The sequence below is a fragment of the Microbacterium sp. 11MF genome, from assembly GCF_000383475.1.
GTDB lineage: Bacteria > Actinomycetota > Actinomycetes > Actinomycetales > Microbacteriaceae > Microbacterium > Microbacterium aquilitoris.
In genome coordinates, this window is the sequence record NZ_KB911459.1 from 1,044,800 (window position 1) to 1,059,720 (window position 14,921).

The 14,921-nt window shown below is 68.7% G+C and carries 15 protein-coding genes; 4 read left to right on the forward strand and 11 right to left on the reverse strand.

Annotated features, from left to right (window positions below):
* Nucleotides 1-2 precede the first annotated feature (2 nt).
* Together H286_RS0105105 and dut are read right to left on the reverse strand one after the other, a co-directional pair.
* The gene (locus tag H286_RS0105105) at nucleotides 3-587 is read right to left on the reverse strand and encodes a DUF3710 domain-containing protein (RefSeq protein WP_020097340.1); all 585 of its coding nucleotides are present in this window, start codon (nucleotides 585-587) and stop codon (nucleotides 3-5) included.
* Nucleotides 584-1,033, reverse strand: coding sequence for a dUTP diphosphatase (gene dut, locus H286_RS0105110; RefSeq protein WP_026302850.1), 450 nt, complete (start codon nucleotides 1,031-1,033; stop codon nucleotides 584-586). The genes H286_RS0105105 and dut overlap by 4 nt, the downstream gene beginning before the upstream one ends.
* A gap of 12 nt (nucleotides 1,034-1,045) precedes the next feature.
* Between dut and H286_RS0105115 the strand changes: the two genes are divergently transcribed.
* Nucleotides 1,046-1,516, forward strand: a complete 471-nt coding sequence (locus H286_RS0105115; protein ID WP_020097341.1) for a DUF3093 domain-containing protein — start codon at nucleotides 1,046-1,048, stop codon at nucleotides 1,514-1,516.
* Nucleotides 1,517-1,552: 36 nt separating this feature from the next.
* Here H286_RS0105115 and H286_RS0105120 read toward each other — a convergent pair whose 3' ends face one another.
* Complete coding sequence (locus tag H286_RS0105120) at nucleotides 1,553-1,846, reverse strand: DUF4193 domain-containing protein (RefSeq protein ID WP_018186686.1); 294 nt, start codon at nucleotides 1,844-1,846, stop codon at nucleotides 1,553-1,555.
* A gap of 219 nt (nucleotides 1,847-2,065) precedes the next feature.
* Between H286_RS0105120 and sepH the strand changes: the two genes are divergently transcribed.
* Nucleotides 2,066-3,088 (forward strand): septation protein SepH, encoded by a 1,023-nt coding sequence (gene sepH / locus H286_RS0105125; protein WP_020097342.1) that lies wholly within the window; start codon nucleotides 2,066-2,068, stop codon nucleotides 3,086-3,088.
* A gap of 2 nt (nucleotides 3,089-3,090) precedes the next feature.
* Here the strand turns inward: sepH and H286_RS0105130 are convergent, their stop codons facing one another.
* The gene (locus H286_RS0105130) at nucleotides 3,091-4,203 is read right to left on the reverse strand and encodes an alkaline phosphatase family protein (protein ID WP_020097343.1); all 1,113 of its coding nucleotides are present in this window, start codon (nucleotides 4,201-4,203) and stop codon (nucleotides 3,091-3,093) included.
* A 94-nt stretch (nucleotides 4,204-4,297) separates the two neighbouring features.
* Between H286_RS0105130 and H286_RS0105135 the strand changes: the two genes are divergently transcribed.
* Nucleotides 4,298-6,751, forward strand: a complete 2,454-nt coding sequence (locus tag H286_RS0105135) for a DNA gyrase/topoisomerase IV subunit A (RefSeq protein ID WP_028497399.1) — start codon at nucleotides 4,298-4,300, stop codon at nucleotides 6,749-6,751.
* Between the two features lie 7 nt (nucleotides 6,752-6,758).
* Here H286_RS0105135 and H286_RS0105140 read toward each other — a convergent pair whose 3' ends face one another.
* Both H286_RS0105140 and H286_RS0105145 read right to left on the reverse strand, forming a co-directional pair.
* Nucleotides 6,759-7,007 carry a DUF4287 domain-containing protein gene (locus H286_RS0105140; RefSeq protein ID WP_020097345.1) on the reverse strand — a complete coding sequence of 83 codons (249 nt, stop codon included), beginning with the start codon at nucleotides 7,005-7,007 and terminating at the stop codon, nucleotides 6,759-6,761.
* A gap of 25 nt (nucleotides 7,008-7,032) precedes the next feature.
* On the reverse strand, nucleotides 7,033-9,105 hold the full coding sequence (locus H286_RS0105145) for a DNA topoisomerase IV subunit B (protein ID WP_020097346.1): 2,073 nt from the start codon (nucleotides 9,103-9,105) through the stop codon (nucleotides 7,033-7,035).
* Between the two features lie 194 nt (nucleotides 9,106-9,299).
* On the opposite strand from H286_RS0105145, the gene H286_RS0105150 reads away from it, so the two are divergent.
* Nucleotides 9,300-9,521: a DUF7455 domain-containing protein gene (locus H286_RS0105150; protein ID WP_018186680.1), complete on the forward strand. Its 222-nt coding sequence runs from the start codon at nucleotides 9,300-9,302 to the stop codon at nucleotides 9,519-9,521.
* Nucleotides 9,522-9,590: 69 nt separating this feature from the next.
* Here H286_RS0105150 and H286_RS0105155 read toward each other — a convergent pair whose 3' ends face one another.
* The 5 genes from H286_RS0105155 to H286_RS0105175 all read right to left on the reverse strand — a co-directional run bounded on the left by H286_RS0105155 (nucleotide 9,591) and on the right by H286_RS0105175 (nucleotide 14,841).
* Nucleotides 9,591-10,604: a sugar-transfer associated ATP-grasp domain-containing protein gene (locus H286_RS0105155; protein WP_020097347.1), complete on the reverse strand. Its 1,014-nt coding sequence runs from the start codon at nucleotides 10,602-10,604 to the stop codon at nucleotides 9,591-9,593.
* Nucleotides 10,605-10,628: 24 nt separating this feature from the next.
* Entirely contained in the window at nucleotides 10,629-11,642 is a 1,014-nt protein-coding gene (locus tag H286_RS0105160) for a sugar-transfer associated ATP-grasp domain-containing protein (protein WP_231370891.1), read from the reverse strand.
* An 11-nt stretch (nucleotides 11,643-11,653) separates the two neighbouring features.
* Entirely contained in the window at nucleotides 11,654-12,358 is a 705-nt protein-coding gene (locus H286_RS0105165; protein WP_020097349.1) for a coenzyme F420-0:L-glutamate ligase, read from the reverse strand.
* Nucleotides 12,355-13,689, reverse strand: a complete 1,335-nt coding sequence (locus H286_RS0105170) for an RNA polymerase sigma factor (protein WP_020097350.1) — start codon at nucleotides 13,687-13,689, stop codon at nucleotides 12,355-12,357. The genes H286_RS0105165 and H286_RS0105170 overlap by 4 nt, the downstream gene beginning before the upstream one ends.
* A gap of 222 nt (nucleotides 13,690-13,911) precedes the next feature.
* Nucleotides 13,912-14,841, reverse strand: coding sequence for a proteasome assembly chaperone family protein (locus H286_RS0105175; RefSeq protein ID WP_018186675.1), 930 nt, complete (start codon nucleotides 14,839-14,841; stop codon nucleotides 13,912-13,914).
* Nucleotides 14,842-14,921 lie beyond the last annotated feature (80 nt).

Here is a 14,921-nt window from a genome sequence, read left to right on the forward strand (position 1 = left end):
GCTCACGCGCTGCCGGGCGTCGCGGGCATCTTGAGAGGGATGAGGTCCCGCGGGGGCATCGGCGTCGTCCCGCGCACCACGACGATCGATCGGAAGAGGTCTTCGACCTGCTCGGCAGCCGCGACGTCACCGGCGGCGGCTCCGCCGATCACGCCGCGCAGGAACCACCGGGGGCCGTCGACGCCCACGAACCGTGCGAGCCGCTTACCGGCCGCGCCATCCGCGCCGGCGACGGGGACTTCGGCGAGCAGCTCTGGTCCCAGAGGACCTTCGCGCTCCTCGACGCGTCCTCCCTGCTGACGGACCTGCTGACGGATCTGCTCGCGCGTCTCCTCCCACAGGCCGCTGGAGCGCGGTGCGGCGAACGGCTGCACCTGGAGGGTGGAGCCGGCGTAGTCCAAGCCCACTGCGACGATGCGCTTCGTCTGCTCCTCGACCTCGAGCCGGAGGTTCAGCCCCTCCCGGGGCAGGACCTTGACGCCGCCGAGATCGATGTAGGGGCGGACGGGATTGGCTTCCGCCTCGTCGAAGGGGCCGTTGGCGGCACGATCGCTCGGTGCCGACTTGGGGGCGAGCTCGTCGCTCATGCGGTTGTTCCTGTCGTGTAGCCGGTGGATCCGAATCCCCCGTCACCGCGCACACTGTCGGGAAGCGCGTCGACGGGGAGGAAAGTCGCCCGCGAGACGGGCATCACGATGAGTTGGGCGATCCGATCGCCCGGTGCGATGTCGAACGCCTCGGCGGCATCCGTGTTCAGCAGCGTCACCTTGATCTCACCCCGGTATCCGGCGTCGACCGTGCCCGGGGAGTTCACGACGGTGATGCCGTGTTTGGCGGCCAGACCACTGCGGGGGACGACGAAGGCGACGTAGCCGTCGGGAAGCGCGATGCGCACTCCGGTGCCGATGAGGGCGCGCTGGCCGGGAGCCAGCCGCACCTGCTCGGTCGAGACGAGGTCGGCGCCTGCATCCCCGGGGTGCGCGTAGACGGGCACATGAGCCGAGATAATGGGAACGTCCACGGTATCCATCACCCCCCGAGGCTAATGCACAACACCGACCGCACCGTCCCCGCTTCCTACCGCGAGCGGCTGAGCCCGTCCCTGTGGCTCCTGGTGAGCGCAGCGGTGTGCGCCCCGATGGCAGCCGTGGTGTTCTCGCCGATCGACACGACCCTCGCCCTCGTCATCGGACTGGCCGTCGGAGTCGTCCTCGTCTCGGCGCTCGTCCTCGCCGCGCCCGTGATCGCCGTCCGTGACGGGGTCCTGCACGTGGGGCGCGCCCACATCGCGGTGTCCGAACTCGGCGAGCCCGAGTTCCTCACCGGGGACGACGCCCGCACGGCGAGAGGCGGCGGCCTGCGCGGGGACGATTGGCATGTCCTGCGCGGCGGCATCGACGGCGTCGTCCGCGTTCCCGTCTCAGACGACGACGACCCCGCGGCACGCTGGGTGTTCTCGTCGCGCACACCCGATCGGGTGGTGGCGATCATCACCCGCGCGCAGCGGGGTCGCTAAGTCTCCGCGGCTGACGCCGAGGAAGGTCGGCGCTGCTTACGCGGCGCACTCGGTGCAGATGGCACCGATCGAGGTCTGGTGGTCGATCTGGGTCCGGTGCTTCACGAGGAAGCACTCGACGCAGGTGAATTCGTCCTCCTGAGGAGGGAGGACGACGACGTCGAGGTCGACGTCGGAGAGGTCTGCGCCGGGGAGCTCGAACCCGCTCGGGTTGTCAGAGTCCTCGACGTCGACCGAGCCGGACATCTTGTCCGGGACGCGTTCCTTGAGAGCCTCGATCGACTCGCTGTCGTCTTCGGTCTTGCGGGGGGCGTCGTAATCCGTGGCCATTCGAGAACGTCTCAACTTTCGGGGTGGTGCTGTGGGGTGCGGCCCGTTCGGGCGGCCATAGTTTGCATCACCTCACGGTGAATCGCAAATGAGCCGCCGGGCCGCAGCTGCCTTTCGGGGGTGCCACACCGCAAACTCGCGGCGCGCCCCGGATATTCCCGCCGCCGGGCCTGCTCCGTGACAGCATGAACGCACACGCTGGATCTGGAGGACGTCCGCATGGAACAGCTCAAAGTGATCGGCACCGAGGACGGTCGCCTCATGCTCGCGACCGACGACGGCGACCGCTTCTCGCTCGCCGTCGACGAGGCGCTGCGCACCCACCTGCGCCGCCTGCAGCGGGATGCCGAGCCCCGCACAACCCGCCCGAACCCCCGCGACATCCAGGCTCACATCCGTGCCGGCATGACGGCCGAGGATGTGGCTCAGCTTCTCGGTGTGCGCGTCGAGGACGTTCAGCGCTTTGAAGGACCGGTCTTGGCCGAACGCGAGCACATCGTGGGTCAGGCGCTGGCCGTGACCGTGCTGATCGGGGGCGAACTCGATCCCGGGGCGCAGCCGACCTTCGGCAATGCCGTCCGCGCGAAGCTCACCGAAGCCGGCGCCACGGGCGAGCGCTGGACGAGCTGGAAGGACCAGAACGGCTGGACCGTGAAGCTCGAGTTCACCGTCGGGGAGGTCGAGCACGACGCCCGCTGGTCGTTCGATCCGCGCCGATCGTCCCTCGCGCCGCAGAACTCCGACGCGACCCAGCTGTCGCGCCAGGGCTCGCTGCCCGAAGGCCTCATCCCCCGCCTGCGTGCTCTGGACTCCGCGCCGCAGAAGGATGCCTCCCGCTTCGACAGTGGTGCATTCGGTCCTCGTGCACTCTCCGAACCTGACGCCGACCTCGAATCCCCTGAGCCGCGTCCCTCCTCGTCCGCCGCTGTGCAGCAGGCCGCCATCAAGCGTGCGCCCGACGCACCCGTGACGTCTGCGGAGACGGCAGACCTCCTCGAAGCGCTGCGCCGCCGCCGCGGCCAGCGCGAGCCGATGCCGGGTGAGCACGGGGAGGAGCGCACCTCCACCCCCGTCGCCCTCTTCGACGCACCCGAGCCCGACGACGAGCCGGCGCCCGCCGAGCCGGAGAGTTCCCAGCCCGAAGCCGCGGAGCCGGCCGCCGAGCAGACGCGTCGACGGGGTCGCACGTCGATGCCCTCGTGGGACGAGATCGTCTTCGGCGCACGCACCGAGGACGGCTGACCTCAGCCGAAGGCCCCGAGCCGCACGAGCGGGACGACCCGCTCCTGATCGGTGAGCGAGCCGTGCTGCCCGATCATGTTCTGCGGCTTCTTGTCGGCCTCCCGGTCGTCGTAGTACGCGACGGCGGACCGGGCGGCGATGAGGACATCGCCGATCCGCGGCAGCACCTCGGGATCGGGCGAGGCGCCGAACAGTCCGGCGGCGACCGCCTCGTCGCGTGACATCACCCAGGCGCGGGGGGACTCGGCATCCCGCCACCGCTCCAGGACCTCGTCCGCGCGTCCGTCCTCCGTGTAGAGGTGGAGCATGCGCGGCTCGCCCGCGACGATGGTCACGTTCTCGACGAGCGGGTCGCCGTCACGCAGGAGGACCTGGCGATGGCGGGGGACGTCGACGATGCCGTGATCGGCGGTGAGAACCGCCGCGGCGTGGGAGCCGATGGCGGCATCCAGATCGCGTGCCGCACCGTCCACTCGCTCGAGCGCCGCGGCCCACTCGTCGCTCTCCCACCCGCGGGCGTGGGCGATGGTGTCCAATTCCGGGACGTACGCGTAGACGACGGCTCCGGGATGCCGGAGTGCCAGGTCCGCGGCACGTTCCACGCGCTCGGCGATCGAGGCCGCACCCACGAACTCGGCCCCCCGCTGCAGGGCGGCGGTGAACCCGGTCCCGGCGTAGCGCGGCTGCGAGACGACGAAGCACGGCCGCCCCGCCTCTGCCTCGCGCTGGAGCAGCGGGACCGAGCGCTGCCAGGTCAACGGGTCGAGTCCGTCCGTCTCCCAGCCCTTGAGCTGGTTGGGCGCGAGATCCGTGCCGGGGACGCGCGCGCGGTAGCCGACCAATCCATGCGTGCCGGGCGTCTCCCCCGTGAGCAGGCTCGCGAGCGCGACCGCCGTGGTCGAGGGGAAGACGGTGCGGGCGGAATCTTTCTTGGTCATCCGCCCGGTGAGGAAGCGCGCGTATCCGGCGCGGGCGGTCAGGTTCGCACGGCCGAGACCGTCGACCAGCAGCACGATCGCCGACCGGGCGGGCGGGAACCACTCGCCCCGCCCCTCGAGAGAGGCCAGGATCTGCGGCACGACACCGGTGAGGCTCCGGGCTGACGGCGGGTCCACGGGTAGGCTGAGAGACACCCGGGTCAGTCTTCCACACGGTGCTCCGCCGCCGTTTCTGGCCCCTCGCAGCATCTCCCGAAGACCGATCGAGGCCATGGCATCGCGCACTCCCCCTCCCCCGCCCGCTGTTGAACGCATTGAGGACGTCGACCTCGCTGACGAGATGCAGGGCTCGTTCCTGGAGTACGCCTACTCGGTCATCTACTCGCGCGCCCTTCCGGATGCCCGCGACGGCCTGAAGCCGGTGCAGCGCCGCATCCTCTTCCAGATGTCCGAGATGGGCCTGCGCCCGGACCGCGGCCACGTGAAGAGTGCGCGTGTCGTCGGTGACGTGATGGGCAAGCTCCACCCGCACGGCGACTCCGCGATCTACGACGCGCTCGTCCGCCTCGCGCAGGACTTCGCCCTCCGCGTGCCCCTGGTGGACGGGCACGGCAACTTCGGTTCGCTCGACGACGGGCCGGCTGCCGCGCGATACACCGAAGCCCGACTCGCGGCATCCGCTCTGGCGCTCACGGAGAACCTCGACGAGGACGTCGTCGACTTCATCCCGAACTACGACGGCCAGTTCCAGCAGCCGGAGGTGCTTTCCGCCGCGTTCCCGAACCTGCTCGTCAACGGTGCGACCGGTATCGCCGTCGGCATGGCGACGAACATGGCGCCGCACAACCTCATCGAGGTCGTGTCGGCCGCCATCCACCTGCTCGAGAACCCCGGGGCGACCCTCGAGGAGCTCATGGAGTTCGTGCCGGGACCGGATCTCCCCGGTGGCGGCGTCATCGTGGGCCTCGACGGCATCAAGGAGGCCTACCAGACCGGCCGCGGCACGTTCCGCACCCGCGCGAAGACGTCGATCGAATCGCTCGGCCCGCGCCGCACCGGCATCGTCGTCACAGAGCTCCCTTACATGGTGGGGCCGGAGCGCGTCATGGAGAAGATCCGCGACGCCGTCTCGTCGAAGAAGCTCACCGGCATCTCGGACCTCACCGACCTCACCGACCGCAACAACGGCCTGCGGCTCGTCATCGGAATCAAGACCGGCTTCGACCCGAACGCGGTCCTCGAACAGCTCTATCGGCTCACGCCGCTCGAGGACTCCTTCGGCATCAACAACGTCGCCCTCGTCGGCGGACAGCCCCAGACGCTCGGCCTCAAAGAGCTGTTGCGCGTGTACCTGGATCACCGCATCCAGGTCGTCACCCGCCGCAGCCGTTACCGGCTCGCGCGCAAGCAGGAGCGCCTGCACCTCGTCGAGGGCCTCCTCATCGCGATCCTCGACATCGACGAGGTCATCCAGGTCATCCGCACCTCGGATGACAGCGAGCAGGCCCGTACGCGCCTCATGGACGTGTTCGACCTGTCTCAGCTGCAGGCCGAGTACATCCTCGAGCTGCGGCTGCGCCGACTCACGAGGTTCTCGCGCGTCGAACTCGAGGCCGAGCAGAACACGCTGAAGGCCGACATCGCCGCCCTCGAGGAGCTCCTCGGCAGCGAGGTGCTCTTGCGGCGCCAGGTCGCGACCGAATTGGATGCCGCATCCGACGCCTTCGGCACGCCCCGCCGGACGCTCCTCATGAACGGTGGTCCCGTCGCTCCCCGCGGCCGCGCCGCAGCGCCGGCGGACCTTCAGATCGCCGACGCCCCGTGCCGCGTCTATCTCTCGGCGACCGGACGCATGGTGCGCGCAGAGCTCGTGGCCGACGCGCCCGGCGGGGGCGTGGTCCCGCCCGCTCGCCGGTCGAAGCACGACGCGATCCGCTCCTGGGTGAACGGCACGACGCGCGGCGACCTCGGCGCGGTCACGACCCGGGGTCGACTGGTCCGCTTCACGCCCGTCGACCTGCCGTCCGTGCCGGCGAACTCGGTGCAGCTCGCCGCGGGAACCCGCGCGGACCAGTATCTGGGACTCGCCCCGGCCGAGCACGTCGTCGCGATCGTCCCGCTGACGGATGCCGCCCCGATCGCGCTCGGCACGGCGCAGGGCGTCGTCAAGCGCGTCTCGGCGACCGAGCTGCCGCCGGGAAAGCCGGACGTCGAGATCATCTCGCTCAAGCCGGGCGACACCGTCGTCGGTGCTACCCTCGCCGACGACGCGAGTGAGCTCGTCTTCGTCTCGAGCGACGCGCAGCTCCTGCGGTTCGAGGCCTCGGCGGTCCGCCCTCAGGGTCGGTCGGCCGGCGGGATGGCCGGCATCCGGCTCTCGGACGGCGCCCGCGTCATCGCCTTCACCGCCGTGACCGCAACGGACGAGACCGTCGTGGCGACGGTCGCGGGAGCGAGTGCCGCCTTGCCGGGGACCGATCCGGGGTCGGCGAAGGTCTCGCTGTTCTCCGAGTTCCCCGCCAAGGGTCGGGCGACCGGCGGCGTCCGCGCGCAGCGTTTCCTCCGGTGGGAGGACGCGTTGCTCGTCGCGTGGGTCGGCGACCAACCGCGCGCCGTCGGCATCGACGGCGCGGTCCGATCGCTGCCCGAGACGGGCGCGAAGCGGGATGCCTCCGGCCAGGCGCTCGACGCCGCGGTCGGCGCCATCGGCACGACGGTGGCCTGAGCAGGGTTCAGCCTGCGAGCTTCGCCTTCACGTAGGCGACGATCGCGTTCGCGTGTCCGTGCCCGAGCCCGTGCTCGTCCTTGAGGACAGCCACGGTCTCCATGTGCGTCCGGGTGTCCAGGCTGTCGGCGGCGACGTCGAGCCAGTGCTGCACCGGTTGACCGTAGGTCTTCTCGATGCTCGGGAAGTACGAGGCGGGACCCTTGGGCTTCTCCCCCGGGGCGATGACGGGCGCGACGACGCGGTGGGCTTCCATACCCGTCACGCTAGCGCCGCAGGGGTCAGGCGTCGATGCGCTCGCGATCGAGCCGTTCGCTCGAGGTCACGATGAAGTCGCGGCGCGGAGCGACCTCGGACCCCATCAGCAGCTCGAACACCGTCGAAGCGACCTCGGCGTCTTGCACGCGCACGCGTCGCAGTGTGCGCCCGGCCCGGTCCATCGTCGTCGTGGCGAGCTGATCGGCATCCATCTCACCGAGACCCTTGTAGCGCTGGACCGGTTCCTGCCACCGCTTGCCCGACTTCGTCAGCTTCGCCAGGAGGGTGTGCAGCTCCTGCTCGCTGTACGTGTAGATCGTCTCGTTCGGCTTGGTGCCGGGGTTCATGACGACGACGCGGTGCAACGGCGGGACGGCGGCGTACACGCGGCCCTCCTCGATCAGCGGACGCATGTAGCGGAAGAACAGGGTCAACAGCAGCGTGCGGATGTGCGCCCCGTCGACGTCGGCGTCGCTCATCAAGATGATCTTCCCGTAGCGCGCGGCCTCGAAGTCGAAGGATCGTCCGGACCCCGCGCCGATCACCTGGATGATCGCGGCGCACTCGGCGTTCGAGAGCATGTCGCTGACCGAGGCCTTCTGCACGTTGAGGATCTTGCCGCGGATCGGCAGCAGCGCCTGGTACTCGCTGTTGCGCGCGAGCTTCGCGGTGCCGAGCGCGGAGTCGCCCTCGACGATGAACAGTTCGGACTCGGCCACGTCGTTCGTGCGGCAGTCCGCGAGCTTCGTCGGCAGAGACGACGACTCGAGCGCATTCTTGCGTCGCTGGGTCTCTTTGTGCGTGCGCGCAGAGATGCGCGCCTTCATCTCCGAGACGATCTTCTCGAGCAGGAGCGCCGTCTGCGCCTTGTCGTCCCGCTTCGACGATGCGAACTTCGCAGCCAGCTCCTTCGAGACGACGGATGCAACGATGTTGCGGACCGCGGGCGTGCCGAGGATCTCCTTGGTCTGCCCCTCGAACTGCGGCTCGGGCAGACGCACCGTGAGGACGGTCGAAAGCCCCGCGAGGATGTCGTCCTTCTCGATCTTCTCGTTCGCGCCGACCTTGAGCTTGCGCGCGTTCGACTCGATCTGACCGCGGAGGGTCTTCATGAGCCCCTGCTCGAAGCCCTGCTGGTGCGTGCCCCCCTTGGGGGTCGCGATGATGTTGACGAACGAGCGGGCGACGGTCTCGTACCCGGTGCCCCAGCGCAGCGCGATGTCGACCTCGCACTCGCGTTCCACCTCGGTCGGGACCATGGCCCCCGACGCCTGCAGGACCGGCACCGTCTCGGTGAACGTGCCGGTGCCCGAGAGGCGCCAGGTGTCGGTGATCGGCGCGTCCGGCGCCAGGAACTCCGCGAACTCGGAGATGCCGCCGTCGTAGCGGAAGCTCGTCTCGATCTCCTCGTCGGTCCGCCGATCGACGATGACGATCTCGAGCCCCGGGACGAGGAACGCCGTCTGCCGCGCACGCTGCTCGAGCTCTCCGAGGTCGAAGGCAGCGTCCTTCGTGAAGATCTGCCGGTCCGCCCAGTACCGGATGCGACTGCCGGTGACGCCGCGGGGCGCCTTGCCGACGACGCGGAGTTCGCTGGACTTCTCGAAGGGACGGAAGGTGGTCGAGGGACCGTCTCCGTCGAACGATCCGGGCTCGCCGCGGTGGAACGACATCGCGTACGTCTTGCCGCCGCGGTCGACCTCGACGTCCAGGCGCTCCGACAGGGCGTTGACGACCGACGCTCCGACACCGTGCAGACCGCCCGAGGCGGCGTACGAGCCGCCGCCGAACTTGCCGCCCGCGTGCAGCTTCGTGAAGACCACCTCGACACCCGAGAGACCCGTCCGGGGCTCGATGTCGACGGGGATGCCGCGGGCGCGGTCGCGCACTTCGACGCTGCCGTCGGCGTAGAGAAGGATCTCGATCCGGTCGCCGTGCCCGCCGAGGGCCTCGTCGACGGAGTTGTCGATGATCTCCCAGAGGCAGTGCATGAGACCGCGGGAGTCGGTCGAGCCGATGTACATGCCGGGCCGCTTGCGGACCGCTTCGAGCCCTTCCAGGACCTGGAGATGATGGGCGGAATACTCGGCTGTCACGATCTCCCATCGTATTCGCCGCGGCTGACACCGAGCCGACCGACACACACGCCGACGCGAGCTCGTCATGCACAGCGCGCGCATACCGTACGCGCACAGCGAAATGTCATGCAATGGCGGCATACGTGCCACATCCCCGTGGTTGTATGACATGACAGTTCACCCGTCATGAGCAGTACGAGGAGGCACCTGACATGAGCACGTCGACCACCACCGAGCCTGGAGCCGTCCTCGAGCACCGCCTCACGGCGATGGATCGCTGCGATTCCTGCGGCGCCCAGGCCTACATCGCCGCCGAGGTCAACGGCAGCGAGCTCCTCTTCTGCGCCCACCACGGGCGCAAGTACGAAGAGAAGCTCCGCGCCGTCGCCACGTCATGGCACGACGAGACCGCACGCCTGACCGAATCGGTCTGAGCCGAGGCATCCCGAATACGACGAAGGCCCCCTGCTGAGGCAGGGGGCCTTCGCGTATGCGGAACCGATTCAGAAGCCGACGGCCGCCTGATACACGGGCAGCAGTCCCGTGCGGACGCCGGAGGCCGAGGGCTTGGGCTGGAAGACACTCGAGTTGTGGTTGCCCTCGATCACGACGGGACCGTTCGCCGTGATCGCGATGTCCCAGCCGACGTAGGGCGCTTCCGGGGTCCGCCGGGCGAGCGAGGCGACCAGGTCGAGCACGCGGTCGTACTGCGGCACCTGGAACCCGACGATCGGGGTCCCCGTGGCAGGATGCTCCCGATACACGTTGCTGTTCTTGTCGACGCCCGGGTAGAGCGCGACGCCCTCGTCGTCGAGCATCGTGAACATCCCGCCCGACGCGAAGTTGTCGATGACGTCCCCGTTGCCGATGCGCAGGACGGCGGCAAGCAGGTGCACCCGGTCCTCGCCGTCGAGGAACGTGATGAGCCGGACGGTGTTGACGGCATCCGGATAAAGCGCCGACATCTCGGGGTGCTGGACGATGAACTCGTCGAGGACCGTCTGCCCCTTCGCGGTGACCTCCGCGCGGAACGCGGCGACGTCGACGTCCGCACCCACCTCGTGCAGGTCGATGCCGCCGCCGCCGTGTCCCTCGTTCGGCTTCGCGAGGACGCGCGGATGGCGCGCGAGGAAAGCCGTCAGCGCGGCATCGTCGACATCACGCAGATCGATCGTCTCGCGACCGAGCAGGTCGGCGTACTCGCGGGCGAACCGGCGCTTGTCCTCGAGCTTCGACCGCCCCTCGGGCGTGTTGTACATCTTCGTGATGCGGAACGACTTGGGGTGCGTCATCCACGTCTTCCGCTCCCGCGCGTTCAGCAGACGGATGTCCCACACGGCGTAGTCGCGGAAGGCCATGTCGTAGCGCACCGAGCACCACAGCATGTCGGCGATGATGACGGGCAGCGGGGCCTTGGAGACCTGCTGCACGGTCCGCGCGAACTCGACGAGGTTGCCCGGCCGGAGCTTGCGCGCGCGTCGGATCAGGTACTGCAGGCGAACGCGGATGCGGCGCATGGCGGTCCCTTCGGTTCGGGTCGGTCAGAAACGCATTGCGGCGCGATACCGCGGGAGGAGGCCGCGACGGATGCCGGAGACCGAAGGCTTCGACTGGAACACACCGGAGTTGTGGTTGCCCTCGATGACGACGGGTCCCTCCGGAGTGATCGCGATGTCCCACCCGATGTACGGGAACGCGGGCACGCGCCGCGCCAGGCGGTCCACGAGCTCGAGGACCTCGTCGTAGAGCGGGACCTGGAACCCCGTGATGGGCGTTCCGGTCGCAGGGTGCTCGGCGAAGGGACGACCCTCTTCATCGCTCGCCGCGTGCAGTGCACGGCCGCGCTCGTCGAGCATCGTGTACATGCCGCCGTTGCTGAAGTTGTCGATGACGCCGCCGTTGCCGATCTTCAGCACACCCGCGAGCACGTGTACCTCGCCGTCGGGATCGAGGTAGGACACCATCCGCAGGGAGTTGACGCTGCCGGGGTACAGCTCCGCCATGTCGGGATGCTGCACGAGCACCTGTTCGACGAGGGTCTGACGATCGGCGAGCAGCCGATCCCGGAAGGCGGCCGGGTCGTCGATGTCGACGGAGTCGACCAACGTGATGCCGTTGCCGCCCACGCCGCCGGGGTTCTTGGCGATGATCCGCGGATGCCGGCTCAGGAAATCGGCGAAGGCCGCGGCATCCGTCTGGTCGAGATCGATCCACTCACGGCCGAGCTCGGGTCCGAACCGCGTCGCGAACTGCAGCTTGTCGTCGAAGATCGCGCGCTGCGCGTCGTCGTTGAGTCGGCGCGACAGGTGGAACGACTTGGGGTCGGTCATGTAGGTCTTGCGCTCGCGCGCCTTCAGGATGCGGAAGTCCCACTCCGAGTAGTTCTCGAAGGTGGTCTCGTAGCGCACCGAGCACCATGCCATGTCAGCGACGACCCACCACAGCGGCGCCTTCGACAGCCGGGCCGACTGCCGCGCGAACTGCAGGACCCGGTCCGTGTCGAAATTGACCACGCGTCGCACGAAGAACCGAGCGCGACGGTAGAGCCTGTTCACGGCACCCACGGTCAGGCCTTCGACGGACGGATGATGCCGAGCGGGGTGGACTGGTGTCCCTGTCCGAGCGGGTTGTCCGAAAGGATGCGGACGAGCCGCTGCTCCCCCGCCTTGTCGAGCGTCGACCCGAGGATGTTGCCCCCGATGTCGTTGATGTCGACGACGGCGACGTCGTTCCCCCCGCCGAGCTGCGCCTTCAGACGTCGGGCGACCGTCGCCGGTTCCTTCGGTCCGAGCACGACCGCCTTGTTGTACGGCGGGATCGTGTGCGGCGTGGGCCCGTCGATGGAGCGTGCCTTGTCGCCGGCGATCCGGTAGAAGTCGCCGCGGCGTCCGAACAGCTTGGTCACGGCCGCGACGCCCGCTGCGAAGACGATGCGGGGCGTTCCGCATTCACGGAGCGCCATCTCCATCGTCTCGGGCATGCCGAGGCCGATGCCGTACTTCGTCTTCACGACATAGCGCGACAGGAACCGCGCGAGCGGCCTGGGCGTGATGTCCTCGACGAGGTACGAGCGCCCCTGCGTGATCGCCACGATCTTCTCGGTCACGAAGAGCAGATCACCGGGCCGGAGCTCCGCAGCGGCGTAGGTCGCGACGATCTCGTCGATGTCCTCGCCCGGCATGACGACGTGCGTCCGGATGGGGATCCGGGCGTACGTCGCGCCGTCGACCGCTCGCGTGAGCTCCTTGCCCTCGTTCGCGGCGTCGCTCATTCGAGGTAGTCCCGGAGCGACTGCGACCGCGACGGGTGCCGCAGCTTCGCCATCGTCTTGGACTCGATCTGGCGGATCCGCTCGCGGGTCACGCCGAACGTGTCGCCGATCTGGTCGAGCGTCTTGGGCTGGCCGTCGCCGAGACCGAAGCGCATGCGGATCACGCCCGCCTCGCGCTCGCTCAGCGAATCGAGGAGCGACTCGAGCTGACGCTGCAGCATCGTGAAGCCGACGGCGTCGGCAGGAACGACCGCCTCGGTGTCCTCGATGAGGTCGCCGAACTCGCTGTCGCCGTCCTCACCCAGGGGGGTGTGAAGCGAAATGGGCTCGCGGCCGTACTTCTGGACCTCGATAACCTTCTCGGGCGTCATGTCAAGCTCGCGGCTGAGCTCTTCCGGCGTGGGCTCGCGACCCAGATCCTGGAGCATCTGACGCTGCACGCGGGCGAGCTTGTTGATGACCTCGACCATGTGTACCGGGATGCGGATGGTGCGCGCCTGGTCCGCCATCGCACGCGTGATGGCCTGACGGATCCACCACGTGGCGTAGGTCGAGAACTTGAAGCCCTTGGTGTAATCGAACTTCTCGACGGCACGGATGAGGCCGAGGTTGCCCTCCTGGATGAGGTCCAGGAACTGCATGCCGCGGCCCGTGTAGCGCTTGGCCAGCGAGACCACGAGACGGAGGTTGGCGCCGAGCAGGTGGCTCTTCGCGCGCTGTCCGTCACGGGCGACCCACTGCAGGTCGAGGCCCAACTGCGACGACTTCTCCGCCGCCGTCATGTGCGACAGCTTCTCTTCGGCGAACAGACCCGCCTCGATACGCATCGCCAGCTCGACCTCTTCGGCCGCGTTGAGGAGCGGGACCTTACCGATCTGCTTCAGGTAGTCCTTGACCGGGTCGGCCGTCGCGCCGGTGATCTGCGTCGAGTAGACCGGAACCTCGTCGTCGTCCGACGACGAGATGACGATCGCGCCCGTCGGAAGGGGCTCGGTGAACGCCGGCTTGGCGGGCTCGTCCTCGTCGTCGCCGTCCGCCTTGTCGGCATCCTTCTTGGCGTCGTCGTCGGAAGTGTCGTCCGTGGCCTCGGCGTCGAGCTCGACCTCGTCCGCCTCAGCGTCCTCGTCGTCCTCATCTGCGGACTTCTTGGCACGGGACTTCGCCGGGGACGCCTTCGTCGCGGCGGGCTTCTTCGCGGGAGCTTTCTTCGCCGGAGCCTTCTTGGCCGGAGCCTTCTTTGCGGGCGCCTCGGTCTCGGCAGGCTCGACGACGTCAGCTTCGTCGACCGCTTCTGCCGCTCGTGTACGGGTGGTCCTCGTGCTCGAAGTCACGTCTCGCCTTTCACCGACGGCATTCCGCCGGGTTTCGGACACTAGTAAGACCCTTGTCAAGTCCCGCGGACACGCACAACGACGTTCCTTCGGACCGGACAACGGGTCATTTCGTCCATTCTCTCATACGTGTCGGATGCATGAAGGACGTACCGGTGTCAACACCGAAAACCGTATGCGCATTCCCCCAACAGAGGGATGAATACGGGCGAGGCGGGCCTGTCAGCCGAGGCCCGGCCGCCGATCGTCGTCACCCGACGGGCGATTCGCGAGGAACCGCTCCAGTTCGGCGGCGAGTTCGTCGGCCGACGGGAGGTCTCCCGTGTGGATGATCGGCTGAGCCTGCGTGGAACCCGCCATGTAGGCGTCGTAGCGCGCCTCGAGATTGTGAAGCATCGTCGTCAGCTCGTCGCTCGCCGAGACCTGATCGTCGACTTTCTCGAGGTACTCGCGGTTCTCGTCGCGCAGGGTGTCGCTGTCGAAGACGAGTCCCGTCGCGATCGACACGCTGTCGAGTGCGGCGATCGCCGCCGCGGGGAAGTCGGTCTCCGCGAGGTAGTGCGGGATGAGGAGGGCGAAACCCGACACCGAGACACCCGCATCCGACAGGCGGTACTCGAGGAGATGGCCCGCCGTCGAGGGCACCTGCGTGCGCGGCTTCCAGACGGAGTGGGCCTCGGTGAGGTCGGACCTGTTGCCGCTGACCGTCGTTCCGAGGGGTCGCGTGTGCGGGACGGGCATGGGGATCGCGTGGACCCACGTCACAGATCGCACCTGCAGCCCCTCGGCCAACCCGACGACGGTGTCGACGAACGCCTCCCACGCGAAGTCGGGCTCGTAGCCCGACAGGAGGACGAACGGCTGACCGAGCGCGTCGTGAACGAGCGCGAGGTCTAGGCGCGGCGGGCGGTAGTCCGTGAGGTGATCGCCGTCGAAGGTGATCAGCGGGCGCCGAGCCCGGTAGTCGAAGAGCACGTCGGGGTTGAACGTCACGACCGGCTGCGGGTCGTGCTCGGTGTGCAGATGGTCGACGACGCGCGTGACCGCGGACCCGGCATCCGTGAAGCCGGTCAGCGCGACGACCAGGGGCAGGCCCGCCGGAACAGGGGGCGCGGTCGTGATGCGCTCGTAGAGGGGACCAGACAGGGGCATGCTTCCACTGTAGAAGCAGGCTCGAAGGGGTCGGCGCGCGAGCCGTCCCGCTCTGAGCGAACGCCTCTCTCCATAGGATG

What these genes read in the sequence shown, in the direction of transcription:
- H286_RS0105105 (WP_020097340.1), bottom strand. Translation starts at nt 587, where the DNA reads ATGAGCGACGAGCTCGCCCCCAAGTCGGCACCGAGCGATCGTGCCGCC.
- H286_RS0105115 (WP_020097341.1), top strand. Translation starts at nt 1,046, where the DNA reads ATGCACAACACCGACCGCACCGTCCCCGCTTCCTACCGCGAGCGGCTG.
- H286_RS0105120 (WP_018186686.1), bottom strand. Translation starts at nt 1,846, where the DNA reads ATGGCCACGGATTACGACGCCCCCCGCAAGACCGAAGACGACAGCGAG.
- sepH (WP_020097342.1), top strand. Translation starts at nt 2,066, where the DNA reads ATGGAACAGCTCAAAGTGATCGGCACCGAGGACGGTCGCCTCATGCTC.
- H286_RS0105135 (WP_028497399.1), top strand. Translation starts at nt 4,298, where the DNA reads ATGGCATCGCGCACTCCCCCTCCCCCGCCCGCTGTTGAACGCATTGAG.
- H286_RS0105140 (WP_020097345.1), bottom strand. Translation starts at nt 7,007, where the DNA reads ATGGAAGCCCACCGCGTCGTCGCGCCCGTCATCGCCCCGGGGGAGAAG.
- H286_RS0105150 (WP_018186680.1), top strand. Translation starts at nt 9,300, where the DNA reads ATGAGCACGTCGACCACCACCGAGCCTGGAGCCGTCCTCGAGCACCGC.
- H286_RS0105155 (WP_020097347.1), bottom strand. Translation starts at nt 10,604, where the DNA reads ATGCGCCGCATCCGCGTTCGCCTGCAGTACCTGATCCGACGCGCGCGC.
- H286_RS0105165 (WP_020097349.1), bottom strand. Translation starts at nt 12,358, where the DNA reads ATGAGCGACGCCGCGAACGAGGGCAAGGAGCTCACGCGAGCGGTCGAC.
- H286_RS0105175 (WP_018186675.1), bottom strand. Translation starts at nt 14,841, where the DNA reads ATGCCCCTGTCTGGTCCCCTCTACGAGCGCATCACGACCGCGCCCCCT.